Origin of the sequence: Anoxybacillus andreesenii (genome assembly GCF_030813005.1) — a bacterium.
GTDB classification, from domain to species: Bacteria; Bacillota; Bacilli; order Bacillales; family Cytobacillaceae; genus Robertmurraya; species Robertmurraya andreesenii.
The window spans coordinates 15452-38945 of sequence record NZ_JAUSTU010000018.1 but is presented as its reverse complement, the minus strand read 5'-3'; the positions used below and the strand labels follow the sequence as shown (position 1 = coordinate 38945).

The 23494-nt window shown below is 41.5% G+C and carries 35 protein-coding genes; all 35 read left to right on the top strand.

Annotation, left to right across the window (positions count from 1 at the left end; translation table 11 throughout):
• Positions 1 to 74 precede the first annotated feature (74 nt).
• Positions 75 to 3674: a DNA-directed RNA polymerase subunit beta' gene (gene rpoC / locus J2S07_RS16405; RefSeq protein ID WP_307151488.1), complete on the top strand. Its 3600-nt coding sequence runs from the start codon at positions 75 to 77 to the stop codon at positions 3672 to 3674.
• Positions 3675 to 3826: 152 nt separating this feature from the next.
• Entirely contained in the window at positions 3827 to 4075 is a 249-nt protein-coding gene (locus tag J2S07_RS16400; RefSeq protein WP_307151487.1) for a 50S ribosomal protein L7ae-like protein, read from the top strand.
• Positions 4076 to 4176: 101 nt separating this feature from the next.
• Positions 4177 to 4599, top strand: a complete 423-nt coding sequence (rpsL, locus tag J2S07_RS16395; protein ID WP_307151486.1) for a 30S ribosomal protein S12 — start codon at positions 4177 to 4179, stop codon at positions 4597 to 4599.
• 38 nt (positions 4600 to 4637) lie between these two features.
• The gene (gene rpsG, locus J2S07_RS16390; RefSeq protein WP_307151485.1) at positions 4638 to 5108 is read left to right on the top strand and encodes a 30S ribosomal protein S7; all 471 of its coding nucleotides are present in this window, start codon (positions 4638 to 4640) and stop codon (positions 5106 to 5108) included.
• Between the two features lie 51 nt (positions 5109 to 5159).
• Positions 5160 to 7238: an elongation factor G gene (fusA, locus tag J2S07_RS16385; RefSeq protein WP_307151484.1), complete on the top strand. Its 2079-nt coding sequence runs from the start codon at positions 5160 to 5162 to the stop codon at positions 7236 to 7238.
• Between the two features lie 116 nt (positions 7239 to 7354).
• Positions 7355 to 8542 (top strand): elongation factor Tu, encoded by a 1188-nt coding sequence (tuf, locus tag J2S07_RS16380; RefSeq protein ID WP_307151483.1) that lies wholly within the window; start codon positions 7355 to 7357, stop codon positions 8540 to 8542.
• 327 nt (positions 8543 to 8869) lie between these two features.
• Positions 8870 to 9178 (top strand): 30S ribosomal protein S10, encoded by a 309-nt coding sequence (gene rpsJ, locus J2S07_RS16375; protein ID WP_003354783.1) that lies wholly within the window; start codon positions 8870 to 8872, stop codon positions 9176 to 9178.
• Between the two features lie 75 nt (positions 9179 to 9253).
• On the top strand, positions 9254 to 9880 hold the full coding sequence (gene rplC, locus J2S07_RS16370) for a 50S ribosomal protein L3 (RefSeq protein WP_307151482.1): 627 nt from the start codon (positions 9254 to 9256) through the stop codon (positions 9878 to 9880).
• Between the two features lie 29 nt (positions 9881 to 9909).
• A complete protein-coding gene (gene rplD, locus J2S07_RS16365; protein ID WP_307151481.1) occupies positions 9910 to 10533 on the top strand; it encodes a 50S ribosomal protein L4 in 624 nt (207 codons plus the stop codon).
• Positions 10533 to 10817: a 50S ribosomal protein L23 gene (gene rplW / locus J2S07_RS16360; protein WP_307151480.1), complete on the top strand. Its 285-nt coding sequence runs from the start codon at positions 10533 to 10535 to the stop codon at positions 10815 to 10817. Before rplD ends, rplW begins: the two co-directional genes overlap by 1 nt.
• A gap of 31 nt (positions 10818 to 10848) precedes the next feature.
• Complete coding sequence (gene rplB, locus J2S07_RS16355) at positions 10849 to 11679, top strand: 50S ribosomal protein L2 (RefSeq protein WP_307151479.1); 831 nt, start codon at positions 10849 to 10851, stop codon at positions 11677 to 11679.
• Positions 11680 to 11739: 60 nt separating this feature from the next.
• Complete coding sequence (gene rpsS / locus J2S07_RS16350; protein WP_307151478.1) at positions 11740 to 12018, top strand: 30S ribosomal protein S19; 279 nt, start codon at positions 11740 to 11742, stop codon at positions 12016 to 12018.
• A 17-nt stretch (positions 12019 to 12035) separates the two neighbouring features.
• The gene (gene rplV, locus J2S07_RS16345; protein ID WP_307151477.1) at positions 12036 to 12377 is read left to right on the top strand and encodes a 50S ribosomal protein L22; all 342 of its coding nucleotides are present in this window, start codon (positions 12036 to 12038) and stop codon (positions 12375 to 12377) included.
• 3 nt (positions 12378 to 12380) lie between these two features.
• Entirely contained in the window at positions 12381 to 13037 is a 657-nt protein-coding gene (rpsC, locus tag J2S07_RS16340) for a 30S ribosomal protein S3 (RefSeq protein ID WP_307151476.1), read from the top strand.
• 2 nt (positions 13038 to 13039) lie between these two features.
• Positions 13040 to 13474 carry a 50S ribosomal protein L16 gene (gene rplP, locus J2S07_RS16335; RefSeq protein WP_307151475.1) on the top strand — a complete coding sequence of 145 codons (435 nt, stop codon included), beginning with the start codon at positions 13040 to 13042 and terminating at the stop codon, positions 13472 to 13474.
• Positions 13464 to 13667, top strand: coding sequence for a 50S ribosomal protein L29 (gene rpmC, locus J2S07_RS16330; protein ID WP_003351417.1), 204 nt, complete (start codon positions 13464 to 13466; stop codon positions 13665 to 13667). Before rplP ends, rpmC begins: the two co-directional genes overlap by 11 nt.
• A 22-nt stretch (positions 13668 to 13689) precedes the next feature.
• A complete protein-coding gene (gene rpsQ, locus J2S07_RS16325) occupies positions 13690 to 13953 on the top strand; it encodes a 30S ribosomal protein S17 (RefSeq protein WP_066321295.1) in 264 nt (87 codons plus the stop codon).
• A 40-nt stretch (positions 13954 to 13993) separates the two neighbouring features.
• Positions 13994 to 14362: a 50S ribosomal protein L14 gene (rplN, locus tag J2S07_RS16320; protein ID WP_307151474.1), complete on the top strand. Its 369-nt coding sequence runs from the start codon at positions 13994 to 13996 to the stop codon at positions 14360 to 14362.
• 35 nt (positions 14363 to 14397) lie between these two features.
• Positions 14398 to 14709 carry a 50S ribosomal protein L24 gene (rplX, locus tag J2S07_RS16315; RefSeq protein ID WP_307151473.1) on the top strand — a complete coding sequence of 104 codons (312 nt, stop codon included), beginning with the start codon at positions 14398 to 14400 and terminating at the stop codon, positions 14707 to 14709.
• 25 nt (positions 14710 to 14734) lie between these two features.
• Positions 14735 to 15274: a 50S ribosomal protein L5 gene (gene rplE, locus J2S07_RS16310; RefSeq protein ID WP_307151472.1), complete on the top strand. Its 540-nt coding sequence runs from the start codon at positions 14735 to 14737 to the stop codon at positions 15272 to 15274.
• A 25-nt stretch (positions 15275 to 15299) separates the two neighbouring features.
• Positions 15300 to 15485, top strand: a complete 186-nt coding sequence (gene rpsN / locus J2S07_RS16305) for a 30S ribosomal protein S14 (protein ID WP_009499044.1) — start codon at positions 15300 to 15302, stop codon at positions 15483 to 15485.
• Between the two features lie 30 nt (positions 15486 to 15515).
• Positions 15516 to 15914, top strand: a complete 399-nt coding sequence (gene rpsH, locus J2S07_RS16300; protein WP_307151471.1) for a 30S ribosomal protein S8 — start codon at positions 15516 to 15518, stop codon at positions 15912 to 15914.
• Between the two features lie 31 nt (positions 15915 to 15945).
• Positions 15946 to 16482 carry a 50S ribosomal protein L6 gene (gene rplF / locus J2S07_RS16295; RefSeq protein ID WP_307151470.1) on the top strand — a complete coding sequence of 179 codons (537 nt, stop codon included), beginning with the start codon at positions 15946 to 15948 and terminating at the stop codon, positions 16480 to 16482.
• A 32-nt stretch (positions 16483 to 16514) separates the two neighbouring features.
• The gene (rplR, locus tag J2S07_RS16290; RefSeq protein ID WP_307151469.1) at positions 16515 to 16877 is read left to right on the top strand and encodes a 50S ribosomal protein L18; all 363 of its coding nucleotides are present in this window, start codon (positions 16515 to 16517) and stop codon (positions 16875 to 16877) included.
• Between the two features lie 24 nt (positions 16878 to 16901).
• On the top strand, positions 16902 to 17402 hold the full coding sequence (gene rpsE, locus J2S07_RS16285) for a 30S ribosomal protein S5 (protein ID WP_307151468.1): 501 nt from the start codon (positions 16902 to 16904) through the stop codon (positions 17400 to 17402).
• 14 nt (positions 17403 to 17416) lie between these two features.
• Entirely contained in the window at positions 17417 to 17599 is a 183-nt protein-coding gene (gene rpmD / locus J2S07_RS16280) for a 50S ribosomal protein L30 (RefSeq protein ID WP_307151467.1), read from the top strand.
• A gap of 33 nt (positions 17600 to 17632) precedes the next feature.
• The gene (gene rplO / locus J2S07_RS16275; RefSeq protein ID WP_307151466.1) at positions 17633 to 18073 is read left to right on the top strand and encodes a 50S ribosomal protein L15; all 441 of its coding nucleotides are present in this window, start codon (positions 17633 to 17635) and stop codon (positions 18071 to 18073) included.
• Positions 18073 to 19365: a preprotein translocase subunit SecY gene (gene secY, locus J2S07_RS16270; protein WP_307151465.1), complete on the top strand. Its 1293-nt coding sequence runs from the start codon at positions 18073 to 18075 to the stop codon at positions 19363 to 19365. Before rplO ends, secY begins: the two co-directional genes overlap by 1 nt.
• Before the next feature lie 57 nt (positions 19366 to 19422).
• Positions 19423 to 20076 carry an adenylate kinase gene (locus J2S07_RS16265; protein ID WP_307151464.1) on the top strand — a complete coding sequence of 218 codons (654 nt, stop codon included), beginning with the start codon at positions 19423 to 19425 and terminating at the stop codon, positions 20074 to 20076.
• Positions 20073 to 20819 carry a type I methionyl aminopeptidase gene (gene map / locus J2S07_RS16260; protein WP_307151463.1) on the top strand — a complete coding sequence of 249 codons (747 nt, stop codon included), beginning with the start codon at positions 20073 to 20075 and terminating at the stop codon, positions 20817 to 20819. The genes J2S07_RS16265 and map overlap by 4 nt, the downstream gene beginning before the upstream one ends.
• 341 nt (positions 20820 to 21160) lie before the next feature.
• Positions 21161 to 21379 (top strand): translation initiation factor IF-1, encoded by a 219-nt coding sequence (gene infA / locus J2S07_RS16255; RefSeq protein WP_019157108.1) that lies wholly within the window; start codon positions 21161 to 21163, stop codon positions 21377 to 21379.
• A 35-nt stretch (positions 21380 to 21414) separates the two neighbouring features.
• Positions 21415 to 21528: a 50S ribosomal protein L36 gene (gene rpmJ, locus J2S07_RS16250; RefSeq protein WP_003156543.1), complete on the top strand. Its 114-nt coding sequence runs from the start codon at positions 21415 to 21417 to the stop codon at positions 21526 to 21528.
• 21 nt (positions 21529 to 21549) lie between these two features.
• The gene (gene rpsM / locus J2S07_RS16245) at positions 21550 to 21915 is read left to right on the top strand and encodes a 30S ribosomal protein S13 (protein WP_077210496.1); all 366 of its coding nucleotides are present in this window, start codon (positions 21550 to 21552) and stop codon (positions 21913 to 21915) included.
• Positions 21916 to 21936: 21 nt separating this feature from the next.
• A complete protein-coding gene (rpsK, locus tag J2S07_RS16240; protein ID WP_307151462.1) occupies positions 21937 to 22326 on the top strand; it encodes a 30S ribosomal protein S11 in 390 nt (129 codons plus the stop codon).
• 177 nt (positions 22327 to 22503) lie between these two features.
• Entirely contained in the window at positions 22504 to 23448 is a 945-nt protein-coding gene (locus tag J2S07_RS16235) for a DNA-directed RNA polymerase subunit alpha (RefSeq protein WP_307151461.1), read from the top strand.
• Positions 23449 to 23494: the final 46 nt, after the last annotated feature.

Sequence of the window (23494 nt, the reverse complement as noted above, 5' to 3'; positions counted from 1 at the left end):
ATGGGAAGTGGGAGCTAATAATCTTAGATTAGCCATAAGGGTAAAACCTGTAGATCAAAAGGGAGGTAGGCCCCTTGCTTGATGTTAATAATTTTGAGTATATGAAAATCGGTCTTGCTTCACCCGATAAAATCCGTTCTTGGTCATTTGGTGAGGTAAAGAAACCAGAAACAATCAACTATCGTACATTAAAACCAGAGAAGGACGGTCTGTTTTGTGAGCGTATCTTTGGTCCTCAAAAAGACTGGGAATGTCATTGTGGAAAATACAAGCGAGTTCGTTATAAAGGTGTCGTTTGTGACCGATGTGGTGTAGAAGTAACAAGAGCGAAGGTTCGTCGTGAACGCATGGGTCATATTGAACTAGCAGCCCCTGTTTCACATATTTGGTATTTCAAAGGAATCCCAAGCAGAATGGGATTAATCCTTGATATGTCACCTCGTGCCTTAGAAGAGGTTATCTATTTTGCTTCTTACGTAGTGACAGAGCCTGGCGACACTCCTCTGGAAAAGAAACAACTTCTCTCAGAAAAAGAATACCGTGCATATCGTGAAAAGTACGGGAATAAATTTCAGGCCTCTATGGGTGCTGAATCTATTAAGAAGCTACTAACAGATATTGATTTAGATAAAGAAGTCGATATTTTAAAAGAAGAATTAAAAACAGCCCAAGGGCAACGTCGTACAAGAGCGATTAAACGTCTTGAAGTACTCGAAGCTTTCCGCAATTCCGGAAACGAGCCTTCTTGGATGATCTTAGACGTTCTGCCGGTGATTCCACCTGAACTACGTCCGATGGTTCAATTGGATGGTGGCCGTTTTGCAACCTCCGATTTGAACGATCTGTATCGTCGTGTGATTAACCGTAATAATCGTCTCAAGCGCTTGTTAGATCTTGGTGCTCCTAGTATCATTGTGCAAAACGAAAAGCGTATGCTTCAGGAAGCTGTGGATGCCCTTATTGATAACGGTCGTCGTGGACGTCCAGTAACTGGTCCAGGAAATCGTCCGTTGAAGTCTCTTTCTCATATGCTAAAAGGAAAGCAAGGACGTTTCCGTCAAAACCTTCTCGGTAAGCGGGTTGACTACTCCGGACGTTCTGTTATCGTCGTCGGTCCAAACCTTAAGATGTATCAATGTGGATTACCGAAGGAAATGGCGATTGAGTTATTCAAGCCTTTTGTTATGAAAGAGCTTGTTGAAAAGGGATTAGCCCATAATATCAAATCAGCAAAACGCAAAATCGAACGACTTCAGCCTGAGGTATGGGACGTTTTAGAAGAGGTTATTAAGGAACATCCAGTTCTATTAAACCGTGCCCCAACTCTACACAGACTTGGAATTCAAGCGTTTGAACCAACGCTTGTTGAAGGCCGTGCCATTCGCTTGCATCCACTGGTTTGTACAGCCTACAACGCCGACTTTGACGGTGACCAAATGGCGGTACACGTGCCGCTTTCAGCTGAGGCCCAGGCGGAAGCAAGACTATTGATGCTTGCTGCACAAAACATTCTTAATCCAAAAGACGGGAAACCGGTTGTTACTCCTTCACAGGACATGGTATTAGGAAACTATTACCTAACTTTAGAACGTGAAGGTGCTGTCGGTGAGGGAATGGTCTTCAAGGATACAAATGAAGCGCTTATCGCTTATCAAAATGGCTATGTTCATTTGCATACACGAATTGCTGTCCATGCAGGTTCCTTAAACAATGAAACCTTTACAGACGAACAAAACCAACAATTGCTCATTACGACTGTAGGTAAGCTTGTCTTCAATGAGATTTTACCGAAATCTTTCCCATACATTAATGAGCCTACAAAGAAAAACTTAGAAGAAGAAACACCTAAGAAGTACTTTGTAGAAAAGGGCTCTGACGTCAAGGAAATGATCAAGAATCTACCGTTAGTAGATCCATTCAAGAAGAAAATCCTTGGTAATATCATTGCTGAGGTCTTTAAGAGATTTAAGATTACCGAGACATCGAAAATGCTTGATCGCATGAAAAATCTTGGTTTCAAATACTCAACAAAAGCTGGTATTACAGTTGGTGTGGCCGATATTGTCGTCTTGAAGGAAAAGCAAGAAATCATCAATGAGGCACAAAATAAAGTAGATAATGTCATGAAGCAATTCCGTCGTGGTTTGATCACAGAGGATGAGCGCTATGACCGTGTTATCTCGATTTGGAGTGCTGCGAAGGACACCATCCAAGCGAAACTTATGAAGTCATTGGAGAAAACAAACCCAATCTTCATGATGAGCGATTCGGGCGCCCGTGGTAACGCATCGAACTTTACGCAGCTAGCAGGTATGCGCGGACTCATGGCAAACCCAGCTGGTCGTATTATTGAGTTGCCGATTATTTCAAGTTTCCGTGAAGGATTAACCGTATTAGAGTACTTTATTTCTACACACGGAGCGCGTAAAGGTCTAGCGGATACAGCTCTTAAAACAGCTGACTCAGGTTACCTAACTCGCCGCCTTGTCGATGTAGCACAGGATGTTATTGTTCGTGAGGACGATTGTGGTACTGACAGAGGTCTCCTAGTCTCTGCGTTGCGTGATGGAACAGAAATTATTGAGTCCCTAGAGGAACGCTTAATTGGCCGATATGCAAGAAGAGCTGTCAAGCACCCTCAGACAAACGAAGTAATTGTTCCGGAAAACGGCTTAATTACGGAAGATCTAGCACTAGAACTAACCGAAGTAGGAGTAGAGGAAGTTTGGATTCGCTCTGCCTTTACTTGTAATACTCGTCATGGTGTATGTAAAAAATGTTACGGTCGTAACCTTGCAACTGGTCAAGAGGTTGAAGTCGGCGAAGCAGTTGGTATTATCGCTGCCCAATCGATTGGTGAGCCAGGTACACAGTTAACGATGCGTACATTCCATACCGGAGGAGTTGCTGGCGATGATATCACTCAGGGTCTCCCACGTATCCAGGAAATTTTTGAAGCTCGTAATCCAAAGGGGCAGGCTGTTATTTCCGAAATCGAAGGTGTGGTTGTTGGCATCAACGAAGGTAGAGACCGTCAGCATGAAATTGTTGTTCAAGGTGAAATTGAGTCTCGCACCTATACAGCTCCTTATACAGCACGCCTAAAGGTTGCTGTAAACGACCAAGTCGAGAGAGGTCAAGAATTAACAGAGGGCTCCATCGATCCGAAAGAGCTAATTAAAGTTAAAGATGTGACCGCTGTTCAAGAGTATCTGCTTAAAGAGGTACAAAAGGTTTACCGTATGCAAGGGGTTGAAATTGGTGACAAACACGTTGAAGTAATGGTGCGCCAGATGCTTCGAAAAATTCGTGTCATCGATGCAGGGGAAACCGATGTATTACCAGGCTCCCTTCTTGACATCCATCAATTCACTGATGCCAACGAAAAGGCATTGCTTGAAGGTAAACTTCCAGCCACTGGTCGCCCAGTGTTACTTGGAATTACAAAAGCATCTCTTGAAACAGATTCCTTCTTATCAGCAGCATCCTTCCAAGAAACAACAAGAGTTCTTACTGATGCAGCGATCAAAGGAAAACGTGATGAGCTTCTCGGCTTAAAGGAAAATGTAATCATTGGTAAGCTCGTTCCAGCTGGTACTGGAATGCAACGTTACCGTAAAGCAGAGCCTGTTGCGATTATAGAAGAAGCAGAAGATGCTATAACGATTGAGTAACGAAATCCATATTGTGCGGCACTTATATACATATAGGTGCCGCATCATAATTTTTCAAGATGGAAATACAATTTGTTGTTGACATTGATTTTTGAAAATGCTAATATAGCAAAGGTGCTCCTATTAACCTGTTACTTTGGAGGATATGAAAGATGTCTTATGATAAAGTATTGCAGGCCCAAAATATTATAGTAGGAACAAAACAGACGGTTAAAGCGATGCGGAATGGCCAAGTAGTGGAAGTAGTTGTGGCAAAGGATGCAAATTCTTCGCTAACATCAAAAGTTATTAGCACAGCTACTGAAATGAACATTCCGATTACCTATGTGGATTCTATGAAATCACTAGGAAAAGCATGTGGTATTGAAGTCGCAGCATCAACCGTTGGGTTAATCCGTTAAAAACTGTTTTTGCAGATCGTTCTGTAAGAACTTTGTTTTTTGCTTCAAAATGAACCACCTGGATGTGTGGGCTTAAGAAAAATCGAAGGGAGGAAATCATAATGCCTACTATTAACCAATTAGTGCGCAAGCCTCGTAAATCAAAAGAGGAAACTTCAAAATCTCCTGCGCTTAATAAAGGTTATAACAGCTTCAAAAAAGCACAAACTAATGTATCATCTCCACAAAAACGCGGTGTTTGTACTCGTGTTGGTACAATGACTCCGAAGAAACCAAACTCAGCATTACGTAAATATGCTCGTGTTCGTTTAACGAATGGCATCGAGGTAACTGCTTATATTCCTGGTATCGGACATAACCTACAAGAGCACAGCGTTGTGTTAATCCGTGGCGGACGTGTTAAGGACTTACCAGGGGTACGTTATCACATTGTTCGTGGAGCATTAGATACTGCTGGAGTGAACAACCGTATGCAAGGTCGTTCTAAGTACGGTACGAAGAAACCAAAAGCAGCAAAAAAATAAACTAGACACTATCAGCTTCATTGAAAGGAGGAACAAGGATGCCACGTAAAGGTCCAGTAGCAAAAAGAGACGTTTTACCAGATCCGATTTACAACTCAAAGCTAATCACTCGTCTAATCAACAAAATGATGGTTGACGGTAAAAGAGGTAAAGCTCAATCCATTCTTTACGCGTCATTTGATATTATTCGTGAACGCACTGGCAAAGATCCAATGGAAGTATTTGATCAAGCATTGAAGAACATCATGCCAGTTCTAGAAGTTAGAGCACGCCGTGTAGGTGGATCTAACTACCAAGTACCAGTAGAGGTGCGCCCTGAACGCCGTACAACTCTTGGTCTTCGTTGGTTAGTAAACTATGCACGACTTCGCGGTGAGAAAACAATGGAAGAGCGTCTTGCGAATGAAATTCTTGATGCAGCGAACAACACTGGTGCATCAGTGAAGAAACGCGAAGATACTCACAAAATGGCTGAAGCAAACAAAGCGTTTGCTCACTATCGTTGGTAAGATTCAATATCTATTCAAACTATTACTCATACTAGGAAGGAGAAAGACCCAATGGCAAGAGAGTTCTCCTTGGAAAATACACGTAATATCGGGATCATGGCTCACATCGATGCCGGTAAAACAACGACCACTGAGCGTATCCTGTACTACACTGGTAAGATTCACAAAATCGGTGAAACACATGAAGGTGCTGCTCAGATGGACTGGATGGAGCAGGAGCAAGAACGCGGAATTACCATTACATCTGCTGCAACAACTGCACAATGGCATGGTCACCGTGTTAACATTATCGATACTCCAGGACACGTAGACTTCACTGTTGAAGTTGAACGTTCCCTTCGTGTATTAGATGGTGCGGTTACCGTTCTTGATGCTCAATCTGGGGTAGAACCACAAACAGAAACAGTTTGGCGCCAAGCTACTACTTATGGTGTACCACGAGTAGTGTTTGTTAATAAAATGGACAAAATCGGTGCTGACTTCCTTTATTCTGTAAAAACAATTCATGACCGTCTACAAGCAAATGCTCATCCAATCCAATTACCAATTGGAGCAGAGGATCAGTTTAATGCGATCATTGACCTAGTAGAAATGAAAGCACATTTCTATAGCAATGATTTAGGTACGGATATTGAAGTAAAAGAGATTCCTGAAGAATATCAAGCACAAGCTGAAGAATACCGTGAAAAGCTAATTGAAGCGGTAGCGGAGCTTGATGAGGAATTAATGGAGAAGTACCTTGGCGGAGAAGAAATTTCAATCCCTGAACTGAAGGCTGCAATTCGTAAAGCAACAGTTAATGTTGAATTCTTCCCTGTTATGTGTGGTACTGCATTCAAAAACAAAGGTGTTCAATTAATGCTTGATGCAGTAATTGATTACCTTCCATCTCCATTAGATGTACCTGCAATCAAAGGTACATTACCTGATTCTGAAGAGGAAGTAGAGCGTCATTCAAGTGATGAAGAGCCATTCTCAGCACTTGCATTCAAAGTTATGACAGACCCTTATGTAGGTAAATTAACATTCTTCCGTGTGTATTCTGGAACTCTAGAATCTGGATCGTATGTTCAGAACTCTACTAAAGGTAAGCGTGAGCGTGTAGGTCGTATTCTTCAAATGCACGCGAACAGCCGTCAAGAAATCTCCATTGTGTATGCTGGTGATATCGCAGCTGCGGTTGGTCTTAAAGATACAACTACTGGAGATACACTTTGTGATGACAAAAACCCTGTTATCCTTGAATCCATGGTATTCCCTGAGCCGGTAATTGAACTCTCAGTGGAACCGAAGTCAAAAGCGGACCAGGACAAAATGACAACAGCTCTTCAAAAGCTTCAAGAAGAGGATCCAACATTCCGTGCACATACTGACCAGGAAACTGGCCAGGTCATCATTGCTGGTATGGGTGAGCTTCACCTAGATATCATTGTTGACCGTATGAAGCGCGAATTCAAAGTAGAAGCCAACGTTGGTGCGCCACAGGTTTCTTACCGCGAAACATTCCGTTCTTCTGCACAAGTGGAAGGGAAATTCGCACGTCAATCTGGTGGTCGTGGACAATATGGTCACGTTTGGATCGAATTCTCTCCAAATGAAGAAGGAAAAGGCTTTGAATTTGAGAATGGTATCGTAGGTGGGGTTGTTCCACGTGAATACATCCCTGCAGTACAAGCTGGTCTAGAAGATGCTCTTGAAAGAGGGGTCCTAGCAGGCTATCCATTAGTAGACATCAAAGCTAGATTATTCGATGGATCTTACCATGATGTTGACTCTTCAGAAATGGCGTTCAAAATTGCTGCATCCATGGCATTAAGAAATGCTGCAGCAAAATGTAACCCTGTCATTCTTGAGCCAATTATGAAGGTCGAAGTTGTTATTCCTGAGGAATACATGGGAGACATCATGGGTGGAATCACTGCACGTCGTGGACGTGTTGAAGGTATGGAAGCGCGCGGTAATGCGCAGGTAGTTCGTGCCATGGTTCCACTTTCTGAAATGTTCGGTTATGCTACTTCTCTTCGTTCAAGCACACAAGGACGTGGAGTATTCTCTATGGTGTTTGACCACTATGAAGAAGTACCAAAATCAATTTCAGAAGAGATTATCAAAAAAAATAAAGGTGAATAATTGATTTTCACCCGTCTTTAAAGTATAACTACTTATGTAAGAGGTAGTAAGAAAGGAATAACCTTTCTTACTATCCATATACTTATTATTTTTATAATTAAAGGAGGATTTTCCTAATGGCAAAAGCTAAATTTGACCGTTCAAAACCACACGTTAATATCGGAACTATTGGTCACGTTGACCACGGTAAAACTACTTTAACAGCTGCTATCACTACTGTACTTGCAAAGAAAATGGGTGGTGAAGCAAAAGGTTACGACCAAATCGATAACGCTCCAGAAGAAAAAGAGCGTGGAATCACAATCTCAACTTCTCACGTTGAGTATGAAACTGAAAATCGTCACTATGCACACGTTGACTGCCCAGGACACGCTGACTACGTTAAGAACATGATCACTGGTGCTGCTCAAATGGACGGCGGGATTCTAGTAGTATCTGCTGCTGATGGCCCAATGCCGCAAACACGTGAGCACATCCTTCTTTCTCGTCAAGTAGGTGTACCTTACCTTGTTGTATTCATGAACAAGTGTGACATGGTAGACGACGAAGAGCTACTTGAATTAGTAGAAATGGAAATTCGTGACCTTCTTTCTGAATATGAATTCCCTGGTGACGATATTCCTGTTATCAAAGGTTCTGCTCTTAAAGCTCTTGAAGGCGAACCAGAATGGGAAGAAAAAGTTCTTGAGCTTATGGCTGCTGTTGATGAGTACGTTCCAAACCCAACTCGTGACACTGAGAAGCCATTCATGATGCCAGTTGAGGACGTATTCTCTATCACTGGTCGTGGAACTGTTGCAACTGGACGTGTTGAGCGTGGACAAGTTAAAGTTGGTGACGTTGTAGAAATCATCGGTTTAACTGAAGAGCCTAAGTCAACTACTGTAACAGGTGTTGAAATGTTCCGTAAGCTTCTTGACTATGCAGAAGCTGGAGACAACATTGGTGCACTTCTTCGTGGGGTTGCTCGTGAAGAAATCCAACGTGGTCAAGTTCTTGCAAAGCCAGGTTCAATCACACCACACGTAAAATTCAAAGCTGAAGTTTACGTTTTATCAAAAGAAGAAGGTGGACGTCATACTCCATTCTTCTCTAACTACCGTCCTCAGTTCTACTTCCGTACAACTGACGTAACTGGTATTTGTAATCTTCCTGAAGGCGTAGAAATGGTTATGCCTGGAGATAACATCGAAATGAACGTAGAGCTTATTGCTCCAATTGCTATCGAAGAAGGAACTAAGTTCTCAATTCGTGAGGGTGGACGTACAGTAGGCGCTGGCGTTGTTGCTACTATCGTTGAGTAATTAAACAGATTAAAATAGAAAGCAGATGGGTGACGATCCATCTGCTTTTTTTGTTTTATGGATAGATCGAAATAGAATAGTATGACTATTTTTCTTCCTCTTGAAAACAACTATGACTGTCTTTATAATAGTAAAAGTGTTAACGATAAAGAAGTGAAATTTACTGTTGCATTTCCTGCATAATTTATTGTATAATAGACAATGTTGGTCTTTGACTGCGATGATGTGAGAGGTTGCTGACACACCCGGCCGCTTTGCCATGGCGAGTGTGTGGGAAATTCTCACGGAGAATGTCTATTCTAAAATAGGCGAAAAGGAGGGAAAATAATGGCAAAACAAAAGATTCGTATCCGTTTAAAAGCATATGATCACAGAATCCTTGATCAATCTGCAGAGAAGATTGTAGAAACAGCAAAACGTTCTGGTGCGGCTGTATCTGGTCCGATTCCATTACCAACTGAAAAGTCTGTTTACACAATTTTACGTGCGGTGCACAAGTACAAGGACTCTCGTGAACAATTTGAGATGCGCACTCACAAACGTCTAATTGACATTGTGAATCCAACTCCACAAACGGTTGATTCTCTAATGCGTTTAGACTTACCATCAGGCGTAGATATTGAAATCAAATTATAATTCGTATCGATGCTTCTAATTGAGAAATTTAATGATGAAATAAACAAATGATGAAATTTAGGAGGTGTGACTGAAATGACCAAAGGAATCTTAGGAAGAAAAATTGGTATGACTCAAGTGTTTGCTGAAAATGGAGATCTTATCCCGGTAACAGTTGTTGAAGCAGCTCCAAACGTAGTTCTTCAAAAGAAGACAGTTGAAACCGATGGATATGTATCCGTTCAATTAGGATTTGAAGACAAGCGTGAAAAGCTTTCAAACAAACCTGAAAAAGGCCATGTTGCTAAGGCAAATACTGCTCCTAAGCGCTTCGTACGTGAATTCCGCGGGGAAGGCTTAAACGAGCTTGAGGTTGGTCAGGAAGTCAAAGTTGATATTTTCGCAGAAGGCGATGTAGTAGATGTAACAGGAATCTCAAAAGGTAAAGGTTTCCAAGGTGCAATCAAGCGTCATGGACAATCTCGTGGACCAATGGCTCACGGTTCTCGTTATCACCGTCGCCCAGGTTCAATGGGACCTGTTGCTCCAAACCGTGTATTCAAAGGTAAATTATTACCAGGACGCATGGGCGGAGAGCAAGTAACTGTACAAAACCTTGAGATTGTAAAGGTTGATGTTGAACGCAACCTATTATTAATCAAAGGGAACGTACCTGGAGCAAGGAAAGCTCTATTAAAAATTAAAAGTGCGGTTAAAGCGTAATTGATTAAGTCAGAAAGGAGGAAATAAGAATGCCAAAAGTTACATTATATAACCAAACTGGATCACAAGTTGGTGAAGTGGAACTTAATGATTCAATCTTTGGTATTGAGCCAAACAACCATGTGTTATTCGAAGCTGTTGTTGCTCAAAGAGCTTCCTTACGTCAAGGAACTCACAAAACTAAAATTCGTTCTGAAGTAGCTGGCGGTGGCCGTAAGCCATGGCGCCAAAAAGGAACAGGTCGTGCTCGTCAAGGTTCGATTCGTTCTCCACAATGGCGCGGAGGTGGTACCGTATTTGGTCCTGTACCACGTAGCTACAGCTATAAATTACCGAAAAAGGTACGTCGCTTAGCTATTAAATCTGCATTATCTTCTAAAGTATTAGAAGAAAACATTTTAGTATTAGAAAACCTTGCTTTTGAAGCACCAAAAACAAAGGAATTCAAGGCAGTTCTTAAAGGTTTATCTGTAGATTCTAAAGCGTTAATCGTTACAGCTAACTTAGATGAAAACGTAGCATTATCTGCTCGTAACATCCCTGGTGTAACTGTAGTAACTGCTGAAGGAATCAACGTATTGGATGTTTTAGGTCATGACAAATTAATCATGACAAAAGCAGCAGTTGAAAAAGTAGAGGAGGTGCTTGCATAATGGATGCACGCGATATCATTAAGCGCCCCGTTATCACTGAGCGTTCAACTGACATAATGGCAGAGAAGAAGTACACATTTGAAGTTGACGTGAAAGCAAATAAAACTCAAATTAAAGACGCTATCGAAGAAATCTTCGGCGTTAAAGTTGAGAAAGTAAACGTTCAAAACTATAAAGGTAAGTTCAAGCGCATGGGTAAATTCGGCGGATACACGAACAAACGCCGTAAGGCCATTGTAAAACTTACTGCTGACAGCAAAGAAATTGAATTCTTTGAGGTTTAAATCATTAAAACAAGAAGAGGAGGGAAAATAAATGGCGATTAAAAAGTATAAACCTACCTCTAATGGTCGTCGCGGTATGACAGTGTCAACTTTTGAGGAAATCACAACTGATACTCCCGAAAAGTCATTGTTAGCGCCTTTAAACAAACAGGCTGGCCGTAACAACCAAGGTAAAATTACTGTTCGTCATCAGGCTGGCGGTCATAAACGTCAATATCGTATTATCGATTTCAAACGTAACAAAGATGGAATACCAGGCCGCGTTGCTACGATCGAATACGATCCAAACCGTTCAGCAAACATTGCATTAATTCATTATGTTGATGGAGAAAAGCGTTATATTCTAGCTCCTAAGAACCTACAAGTAGGAATGGAAGTAATGTCTGGTCCAGAGGCAGATATCAAAGTAGGAAATGCTCTTCCATTAGAGAACATGCCAATGGGTACTGTTATTCACAACATCGAATTAAAACCTGGTCGTGGAGGACAATTAGTTCGTTCGGCTGGAACAAGTGCACAAGTACTTGGTAGAGATGGTAAGTATATCCTTGTTCGTTTAAATTCTGGTGAAGTTCGCATGATTCTAGGAACTTGTCGTGCTACTGTAGGTCAGGTTGGTAACGAACAGCATGAACTTATTCACATTGGTAAAGCAGGTCGTTCTCGTTGGTTAGGCAAACGCCCAACAGTACGTGGATCTGTTATGAACCCTAACGATCACCCACACGGTGGTGGTGAAGGACGTTCACCAATCGGACGTAAGTCTCCAATGTCACCATGGGGCAAACCAACTCTTGGTGCTAAGACTCGTAAGAAAAACAAGAAATCTGATAAATTTATCGTGCATCGTCGTAAAAAATAACGGGATTGGGCTACGGTTCAACCAAAGAGCCGTAGGGCAATCACGAAGGGAGGTTCACACATGGGTCGCAGCTTGAAAAAAGGACCTTTTGTTGATGATCATTTAATGAAAAAGATCGAAAAGCTTAATGAAACTGATGGCAAGCAAGTAATCAAAACTTGGTCACGCCGTTCTACGATCTTCCCACAATTCATCGGACACACACTTGCTGTTTATGATGGTCGTAAACATGTACCTGTATATGTCACTGAAGACATGGTTGGTCACAAGCTTGGAGAATTTGCTCCAACTCGTACTTACAAAGGTCATGCCAGTGATGATAAGAAAACAAGACGTTAATGAGAGGAGGCATTCAGATGCAAGCAAAAGCTGTTGCAAGAACAGTCCGTATTGCGCCTCGTAAAGCTCGTTTAGTTGTAGATCTAATTCGAGGAAAGCAAGTAGGTGAAGCAGTAGCCATTCTAAAACATACGCCAAAGGCTGCTTCTCCAATCGTTGAAAAATTATTAAACTCTGCCATTGCGAACGCAGAGCATAATTATGAAATGGACGTTAATAGCCTTGTTGTATCACAAGTATTCGTTGATGAAGGACCAACTTTAAAACGTTTCCGTCCTCGTGCAATGGGTCGTGCAAGTGCAATCAACAAGCGTACTAGCCATATTACTATCGTATTAACAGAGAAGAAGGAGGGATAATCAGTGGGTCAAAAAGTACATCCAGTCGGTTTGCGTATCGGGATCATCCGTGATTGGGAATCTAAGTGGTACGCAGGCAAAGACTATGCCGATCTTTTACACGAAGACCTAAAGGTTCGTGAGTATATTACAAAGCGTTTAAGCGATGCTTCTGTTTCTAAAGTAGAAATCGAACGTGCTGCTAACCGTGTGAACATTACTATCCATACTGCAAAACCAGGAATGGTTATCGGTAAAGGTGGTACTGAAGTTGAAGCGCTTCGTAAGGCACTTAACCAACTTACAGGCAAACGTGTTCATATCAACATTCTTGAAATTAAAAAAGCTGATATCGATGCGAAATTAGTTGCGGAGAACATTGCTCGTCAATTAGAAAACCGCGTATCTTTCCGTCGTGCACAAAAACAAGTCATTCAACGTGCTATGCGCGCTGGTGCTCAAGGTATCAAGACAATGGTTTCCGGACGTTTAGGCGGTGCTGATATCGCTCGTTCTGAATCTTACAGTGAAGGAACTGTTCCACTTCATACTCTACGCGCTGACATCGACTATGCAACTGCAGAAGCAGATACAACTTATGGTAAATTAGGCGTAAAAGTATGGATTTACAAAGGAGAAGTCCTTCCTACAAAGAAGAAAACTGAGGAAGGAGGCAACTAAGTATGTTATTGCCAAAACGCGTTAAATATCGTCGTCAACACCGTGGTAAAATGCGCGGTAATGCGAAAGGCGGCACTGAAGTAAGCTTTGGTGAATTCGGTTTACAAGCAACTGAAGCATCTTGGATTACAAACCGCCAAATTGAAGCTGCACGTATTGCGATGACTCGTTATATGAAACGTGGCGGTAAAGTTTGGATTAAGATTTTCCCACACAAGCCATACACAGCTAAGCCTCTTGAAGTCCGCATGGGTTCCGGTAAAGGTGCTCCTGAAGGATGGGTTGCAGTTGTTAAGCCAGGCAAAGTAATGTTTGAAATTGCAGGTGTTTCTGAAGAAATCGCACGTGAAGCACTTCGTCTTGCTGCACACAAGCTTCCAGTAAAATGTAAGTTTGTAAAACGAGAAGAAATTGGTGGTGAATCAAATGAAAGCTAATGAAATTCGTGACCTTACCACTGCCGAAATCGAACAAAAAGTTAAGTCTTTAAAAGAAGAGCTTTTCAACCTACGCTTTCAATTGGCGACAGGACAACTAGAGAATACAGCTCGCATACGTGAAGTACGCAAAGCGATTGCTCGCATGAAAACTGTTATTCGTGAAAGAGAGATCGGCGTTAATAATCGATAATTCTTGAGAGGAGGTTCGCACGATGAGTGAACGCAACCAACGCAAGGTTTACACAGGACGTGTGGTTTCAGACAAGATGGATAAGACAGTTACAGTTCTTGTTGAAACATACAAAAAGCATCCGTTATATGGTAAACGCGTGAAGTACTCTAAGAAGTACAAAGCTCATGATGAGCAGAACCAAGCAAAAGTCGGCGATATCGTTCGTATTATGGAAACTCGCCCACTTTCCGCAACAAAACGCTTCCGTTTAGTAGAAGTAGTAGAAAAAGCTGTTATTATATAATGCTCGGAATTAGTTTTGATCCCGAAGGGAGGTTACAAACATGATTCAACAAGAAACACGTTTAAAAGTTGCTGACAATTCAGGTGCTCGTGAAGTATTAACGATTAAAGTTCTTGGTGGTTCTGGCCGTAAGACAGCTAACATCGGTGATGTGATCGTTTGTACAGTGAAACAAGCAACACCAGGAGGCGTTGTCAAAAAGGGTGACGTTGTCAAGGCTGTTGTTGTTCGTACAAAGAGCGGTGCTCGTCGTGCGGATGGTTCATACATTCGTTTCGACGAAAATGCATGTGTCATTATCCGTGATGATAAGAGCCCACGCGGTACTCGTATTTTCGGACCTGTTGCTCGCGAACTGCGTGATAATAACTTTATGAAGATTGTTTCTTTAGCTCCAGAAGTACTATAATTCCAAACAAATTGCCTTTAAGGAGGTGCGAACAGATGCATGTAAAAAAAGGTGACAAAGTAATGGTCATCTCTGGCAAAGATAAAGGCAAAACAGGTGTGATTTTAGCGGCTTTCCCTAAAAAAGATCGCGTATTAGTTGAAGGTGTTAACATCGTCAAAAAGCACTCTAAGCCGAATCAATTGAATCCACAAGGTGGAATCATTAGCCATGAGGCACCTATTCATGTATCAAACGTTATGCCAATCGATCCGAAGTCTGGTGAACCAACTCGCGTAGGCTACAAAGTGGTAGATGGCAATAAAGTACGTGTTGCAAAAAAATCCGGTGAAGTTCTAGATAAATAGTTCATAGAAGAAGGGAGGTACAAGAATGAACCGCCTAAAAGAAAAGTTCCAAAAGGAAATTACTCCTGCTCTAATGAGCAAATTTAATTATAAATCAGTTATGCAAGTACCTAAGCTAGAAAAAATCGTTATCAACATGGGTGTTGGTGATGCAGTACAAAACGCAAAAGCATTGGATAATGCTGTTGAGGAATTAGCAACCATCACTGGTCAAAAGCCAGTTGTGACTCGTGCTAAAAAATCAATCGCTGGTTTCCGTCTTCGTGAAGGAATGCCAATCGGTGCAAAAGTTACCCTTCGTGGTGAGCGTATGTACGAATTCTTCGATAAATTAGTTTCTGTATCTTTACCACGTGTGCGTGACTTCCGCGGTATCTCTAAGAAGTCTTTCGATGGACGTGGAAACTACACACTAGGTGTAAAAGAGCAGTTAATCTTCCCTGAAATTGATTATGATAAAGTAAGCAAGGTTCGTGGTATGGATATCGTTATCGTTACTACAGCTAATACTGATGAAGAAGCTCGTGAACTTTTAACTCAATTTGGAATGCCATTCCAAAAGTAATCGCTAAAATAAGGGAGGCGAAAACGTGGCTAAAAAGTCAATGATTGCGAAGCAAAAACGCACGCCTAAATATAAGGTACAAGAATATACCCGCTGCGAACGTTGCGGTCGTCCACATTCTGTATACCGTAAATTTAAGCTTTGCCGTATTTGTTTCCGTGAATTAGCATACAAAGGACAAATTCCTGGTGTGAAAAAAGCAAGCTGGTAAACCCCATTTCTGGGAAGGAGGTAAAAAACAATGGTCATGACAGATCCAATTGCAGATTTCCTAACTCGCATCCGTAATGCGAATATGGTTCGTCACGAAAAATTAGAGGTACCTGCTTCTAATATTAAGAAAGAGATCGCTGAAATCTTAAAGCGTGAAGGTTTCGTTCGTGATGTGGAATATATCGAGGATAACAAGCAAGGCATCATTCGTGTTTTCTTAAAATACGGCCCAAACAACGAGCGTGTTATCACAGGCTTAAAGCGTATTAGTAAGCCAGGACTTCGTGTTTATGCAAAGACAAATGAAGTTCCTCGCGTACTAAACGGACTTGGTATCGCATTAGTATCTACTTCTCAAGGCGTTCTTACAGACAAAGAAGCTCGCGCTAAACAAATTGGCGGAGAAGTATTAGCATACGTTTGGTAATAGAGTTTCTTAAAGAATGGAGGTGCAATGAATGTCTCGCGTAGGTAAAAAACCAATTGAAATTCCAACAGGTGTTACTGTTACAATTAACGGCAACATCGTTACTGTTAAGGGTCCTAAAGGAGAATTAACAAATACCTTTAACCCTGATATCGAAATTAAGGTGGAAGAAAACGTGATTAACGTTTCCCGTCCATCAGATTCAAAAGAACATCGTACCAATCACGGTACAACTCGTGCCCTTTTAGCAAATATGGTTGAGGGTGTATCTAAAGGATTCGAAAGAAGCCTAGAGCTTATCGGTGTCGGTTACCGTGCTCAAAAGCAAGGCAAGAAGCTTGTCTTAAACGTTGGTTACTCACACCCTGTTGAAATTGAACCTGAAGAAGGCCTTGAAATCGATGTTCCTTCCAATACAAAAGTTACAGTTAAAGGTATTAATAAGGAGCGTGTTGGAGCTTTAGCTGCTAACATCCGTGATGTTCGTCCACCAGAGCCTTATAAAGGTAAAGGTATCCGTTACGAAGGCGAATACGTACGTCGTAAAGAAGGTAAAACAGGTAAGTAATGCCGCTTAGGTAAACGAAAGGAGTGACCAAAATGATTACGAAGGCTGACAAAAATGCAACTCGTAAGAAAAGACATGCACGTGTTCGTGCTAAGCTTACTGGTACTGCAGCCCGTCCTCGTTTAAATGTGTTCCGCTCAAACAAGCACATTTATGCGCAACTCATTGACGATGTAAATGGAGTAACGATCGCAAGTGCTTCTACTTTAGATAAAGAGGCTGGTCTAGAATCTACAAGCAATGTTGATGCAGCAGTTAAGGTCGGAGAGCTAGTTGCAAAGCGCGCAGTAGAAAAGGGCATCACAGCTGTTGTATTTGACCGTGGAGGATACCTCTATCATGGACGTGTTAAAGCACTAGCTGATGCAGCTCGTGAAAACGGATTGGAATTTTAAGAGTCAAAGGAGGGACATAAAAAGATGCGTCGTATTGATCCAAACAAACTTGAACTTGAAGAACGTGTAGTTACAGTGAATCGCGTAGCGAAAGTTGTAAAAGGTGGACGTCGTTTTCGCTTCTCTGCTCTTGTAGTAGTAGGAGATAAGAACGGTCACGTTGGTTTTGGTACTGGTAAGGCTCAAGAGGTACCAGATGCAATTCGTAAGGCAATTGAAGATGCAAAGAAAAACCTAATTGAAGTACCAAGAGTAGGAACTACTCTTCCTCACCAGGTTATCGGTCACTTTGGCGCTGGTGAAGTTCTTCTTAAACCAGCTGCAGAAGGTACTGGAGTTATCGCTGGAGGCCCAGTTCGTGCGGTTCTTGAGTTAGCTGGTGTAGGTGATATTCTATCTAAGTCACTAGGAACAAACACACCAATTAACATGGTGCGTGCAACATTGGACGGTTTAAAACAATTAAAACGTGCTGAAGACGTAGCTAAATTACGTGGTAAGTCAGTAGAAGAACTGTTAGGATAAGGAGGGAAATGGAAATGGCAAACAAATTACAAATTACCCTCACTCGCAGTGTCATCGGTCGTCCACAAGATCAAAAGGATACCGTAAAAGCATTGGGCTTACGCAAAATGCATCAAACGGTAGAGCAAACTGATAATGCTGCTATCCGCGGTATGATCAACAAGGTTGCTCACCTAGTTACGGTTAAAGAAATATAATTTCAATTCTTCTTCAAATAAGGAGGTGCCAACATGAAACTTCATGAATTAAAACCTGCAGAAGGTTCTCGTCACGAGCGCAAACGCAAAGGCCGTGGTATCGGTTCAGGTAACGGCAAAACTGCTGGTAAAGGTCATAAAGGTCAAAAGGCTCGTTCTGGCGGTGGAGTACGTCCAGGCTTTGAGGGTGGTCAAACACCTTTATTCCAACGTCTACCAAAACGCGGCTTTACGAACATCAATCGTAAAGATTATGCAATCGTGAACCTTGATACTTTAAATCGTTTTGAGGATGGAACAGAAGTTACTCCAGAACTTCTTCTTGAAACAGGCGTTGTAAGCAACGAAAAAGCAGGTATCAAAATTCTTGCAAAAGGCAAAGTCGAGAAAAAGCTTACAGTTAAGGCTCATAAATTCTCCTCTGCTGCGAAGGAAGCGATTGAAGCTGCCGGCGGTAATACCGAGGTGATTTAATGTTTCAGACAATCTCCAATTTTATGCGCGTGGGTGATATAAGACGAAAGATCATATTCACCCTTTTAATGTTGATTGTATTCCGTATTGGGACTTTTATTCCCGTCCCTGGTGTGAACGCAGATGTGTTAAAGGCCCAGGACCAATTAAGTGTCTTTGGTGTTCTTAACACATTTGGGGGCGGTGCTCTTAAGAACTTCTCTATCTTAGCCATGGGTATCATGCCGTACATTACGGCTTCGATCATCATTCAGCTGTTACAGATGGATGTTGTTCCGAAATTTACAGAATGGTCTAAGCAAGGGGAAGTAGGGCGCCGTAAGCTTGCACAGTTCACACGTTATTTTACCGTTATTCTTGGGTTTATTCAGGCCCTTGGAATGTCCTATGGCTTCAATAATCTTGCAGGCGGTGCGTTAATTACGAACCCAGGTATTACAACTTACTTGCTAATAGCTACGGTTCTAACTGCCGGAACAGCCTTTTTAATGTGGTTAGGTGAACAAATCACGTCTAAGGGTGTAGGTAATGGAATTTCCATTATTATCTTTGCAGGGATTGTTGCTGGAATTCCATCAGCATTAAACCAAATTTATGCACAACAATTCCAAGATGCTGGGGATCAATTATTCCTTAACATTATCAAAATGGTCATAATCCTTGCTGTCATTATTGCTATTGTAGTCGGAACGATTTACGTAAACCAAGCTTTACGTAAAATTCCAATTCAGTATGCAAAGCGTATGGTTGCAGGACGTATGCCTACTGGGCAGTCCTCTCATTTACCGTTAAAAGTAAATGCTGCAGGTGTTATTCCAGTTATCTTTGCGATATCCTTCATTGTAACACCAAGAACCATTGCTGGATTTTTTGAGCAAAATGATGTTACTTTGTGGATACAAAAAGTGTTTGATTATTCTCATCCGATCGGGATGGTTGTTTATACAGCGCTTATCATTGCGTTTTCTTATTTCTATGCGTTTATACAAGTTAACCCTGAACAAGTTGCCGAGAACTTGAAGAAGCAGGGTGGTTATGTTCCAGGTATCCGTCCAGGGAAAAATACTCAGGAATATTTAACTCGTGTCCTATATCGTTTAACATTTGTTGGCTCGATTTTCTTAGCTGCTATTGCTATTTTACCGGTTTTCTTTGTGAAGCTTGCTGGTTTACCACAGTCTGCACAAATCGGCGGAACAAGTCTGCTTATCGTAATCGGTGTTGCACTCGAAACGATGAAACAGCTCGAGGCACAGCTTGTTAAACGTCATTATAAAGGTTTTATTAAATAATTCGGTATTGGGACCTTCACTGGCTCCCAAACCGACTCGCCTTAAGGAGGAATTTGTGTGAATTTAGTATTAATGGGTCTTCCAGGTGCTGGTAAAGGTACGCAGGCTGAGAAAATCGTTGAAAAATACGCCATTCCTCATATTTCAACTGGTGATATGTTTCGTGCAGCAATGAAAGAAGGAACAGAGTTAGGCTTGAAAGCAAAGTCTTATATGGATCAAGGAGCGCTTGTTCCAGATGAAGTGACAATCGGAATTGTGAGAGAACGTCTCAGCAAGGAAGATTGCCAAAAAGGATTTCTATTGGATGGTTTTCCTAGAACGGTTCCTCAAGCCGAGGCACTCGAAAGCATCCTTTCTGATCTTGGTAAAAGACTTGACTATGTTCTAAATATTGAGGTAGACCGCGAGATTCTAATGGAGCGCTTAACAGGCCGACGCATTTGCAAGAGCTGTGGTTCTACTTATCATTTAGTCTTTAATCCTCCTGCACAAGAGGGTGTTTGTAACCGTTGTGGTGGCGAACTATATCAACGTGCGGATGATAATGCGGAAACGGTTCAAAACCGTCTGCAAGTCAATATTGAACAAGCTCAGCCATTGCTTGATTTTTACGAAACAAAGGGATACTTGAGAAATATAGATGGTCAGCAGGATATTACAAAAGTGTTTGATGATATAGATAGTCTACTCGGGGGCTTGCATGCATGATTATTTGTAAAACCCCTCGGGAGATTGAAATCATGCGTGAGGCAGGTCGGATTGTTGCGCTAACCCACGAAGAATTAAAAAAGCATATTGCTCCCGGAATCACAACAAAGGAACTTGATGGGATTGCTGAAAGGTTCATTCGTTCCCAGAGTGCCATTCCTTCATTTAAAGGGTATAATGGCTTCTCCGGCAGTATTTGTGCATCCGTAAACGAAGAGCTCGTTCACGGAATTCCAGGGGATCGTATGTTACATGAAGGCGACATTATCAGCATTGATATTGGTGCAGAGTATAATGGCTACCACGGTGATTCCGCTTGGACTTATCCTGTTGGCGATATTGACGAAGAATCAGCTCGTCTGTTAGATATAACTGAGCAATCTTTGTATATTGGTCTTAAGGAAGCGAGTCCTGGTGTGCGTCTATCGAACATCTCCCATAGCATCCAAACATATGTAGAATCCAATGGTTTTTCGGTCGTACGAGAGTATGTCGGACATGGAATCGGGCAAGACTTACATGAGGATCCACAAATTCCTCATTACGGTCCACCTAATAAAGGTCCAACCTTAAAGCCGGGAATGGTACTTTGTGTTGAACCAATGGTGAATGTAGGCAGTCGTTATGTTAAGACATTAACAGATGATTGGACTGTTGTTACAACCGACGGAAAAAGATGTGCTCATTTTGAGCATACAATTGCTATCACCGAAACAGGCTATGAAATTCTTACGAGAGTTTGATGTTTAAATATTGATGGCAACAAGGTCGACTACAATTCACGTTCACAATTAGGTCAAATAGTCTTAATTTCATAGGGACGGGATACAGTTCAATATGCTATAATAGTAAGGTTGTTAGAAGATTGTTCTGTTTGATTTGCTGTTGGTGACGATAATTTTTGAGTTTCCAAAAGAAGAATCTACTGCATCTTAAGCTTATTGATTTCGTATCTCCAGAAGTTCAAAGAAGTTTATTAATAACCGGACTAACGGAAAACTACGATATGCATGAACAAAGTTTGAATCTATAAAATGGTCAGATTTTTTACGTTGTGAAAAATCTCAGAAGGGAGACGAGTTCGATGGCGAAAGATGATGTAATTGAAATTGAAGGTACAGTTCTTGAAACTTTGCCAAATGCGATGTTTAAGGTAGAATTAGAAAATGGTCATACAGTGTTGGCTCATGTTTCTGGTAAGATTCGCATGCACTTCATTCGTATTTTACCAGGAGACAAAGTAACTGTTGAGCTTTCCCCATATGACTTAACTCGCGGAAGAATCACCTACCGCTTTAAATAATTACTGCACTCCGTACTATTAAGGAGGTTAGGATAATGAAAGTAAGACCATCTGTTAAACCAATCTGCGAAAAGTGTAAAGTCATCCGCAGAAAAGGTAAAGTAATGGTTATTTGTGAAAACCCTAAGCATAAACAAAAACAAGGTTAATATTAAGGAGGTGCGCATTCAATGGCACGTATTGCTGGTGTAGACGTCCCACGTGAAAAACGTGTTGTGATTTCTCTAACTTACATCTATGGTATTGGAAAAAGTACTGCTCAAAAGGTTCTAGCAGAAGCTGGTGTTTCTGAAGACACTCGCGTTCGCGATTTAACAGAAGATGAATTAAATAAAATCCGTGATATCATTGACAAGCTAAAGGTTGAGGGTGACCTACGTCGTGAGGTATCTCTAAACATTAAGCGTCTAATGGAAATCGGAAGCTATCGTGGTCTTCGTCATCGTCGTGGTTTACCTGTTCGCGGTCAAAACACTAAGAACAATGCACGTACTCGTAAAGGTCCACGTAAAACTGTAGCTAACAAGAAGAAATAATCGGTAAAGGAGGTACTTTAAATGGCTCGCAAAACGAATACACGCAAACGTCGTGTTAAAAAGAATATTGAACAAGGTGTTGCACACATTCGTTCTACTTTTAACAACACAATCGTCACAATCACTGACGTTCATGGAAATGCAATTTCTTGGTCAAGTGCAGGTGCGTTAGGATTCAAAGGTTCTCGTAAATCTACTCCTTTCGCAGCACAAATGGCAGCTGAAACAGCAGCAAAAGCGTCACAGGAACATGGAATGAAATCTCTAGAGGTAACAGTTAAAGGTCCTGGTGCAGGTCGTGAAGCAGCAATCCGTGCTTTACAAGCAGCTGGTCTTGAAGTTACTGCTATTAGAGACGTAACTCCAGTACCACACAATGGTTGCCGTCCACCTAAACGTCGTCGTGTGTAATTTTTCTGTATAGAATTTTTATCCCTGTCTATAATGGGATATGATATGAAATTTTTTGTTTTGTATAATACAGAATCATTAGTCCAGTTGTTGTGCACAATCGGGAACGTATACAGGGGGAATTTCGGTTAAGGTTGCTTAACTGAGATTTCGACGTTTTGAAGGAGGGTATATTTGATGATCGAAATAGAAAAACCAAAAATCGAAACGGTTGAGATCAGCGATGATGCAAAGTACGGGAAGTTCGTCGTAGAACCACTTGAGCGTGGATATGGTACTACTTTGGGTAACTCCTTACGTCGTATCCTACTATCGTCACTCCCAGGTGCCGCTGTCACATCGATTCAAGCCGACGGGGTTCTTCATGAGTTTTCTACCATTGAAGGTGTCGTAGAAGATGTTACAACGATTATTTTAAATATTAAAAAGCTAGCTCTCAAAATCTACTCTGATGAAGAGAAGACGCTTGAGATTGATGTACAAGGTGAAGGTGTAGTAACAGCAGCCGATATCACTCATGATAGTGATGTAGAGATATTGAACCCGGATCTTCATATTGCCACCTTAGGTGCAAATGGGAATTTGCGGATGCGATTAACTGCTAGACGTGGCCGAGGTTATACGCCTGCTGATCAAAATAAGAGAGAAGATCAACCGATCGGTGTTATTCCAATCGATTCTATCTATACTCCGGTTTCACGTGTTGCTTTCCAAGTGGAAAATACACGTGTTGGTCAAATGTCTAACTATGATAAGTTAACCCTTGATGTATGGACTGATGGAAGCACTGGTCCTCAGGATGCGATTGCACTAGGTGCAAAAATCTTTACTGAGCATCTAAACATCTTTGTTGGTTTAACAGATGAGGCACAAAATGCTGAAATCATGGTTGAGAAGGAAGAAGACCAAAAAGAAAAGGTTCTAGAGATGACGATTGAAGAACTCGATTTATCGGTTCGTTCATATAACTGCTTAAAGCGTGCTGGGATCAATACTGTTCAGGAATTAGCAAATAAGACTGAAGAAGATATGATGAAGGTACGTAATTTAGGACGTAAATCTCTTGAAGAGGTAAAGAATAAATTAGAAGAACTCGGATTAGGCTTACGTAAGGATGACTGAACTGAATAAGCCAATCTGAAGTGAGAGAAGACCAGTTGATGACTTC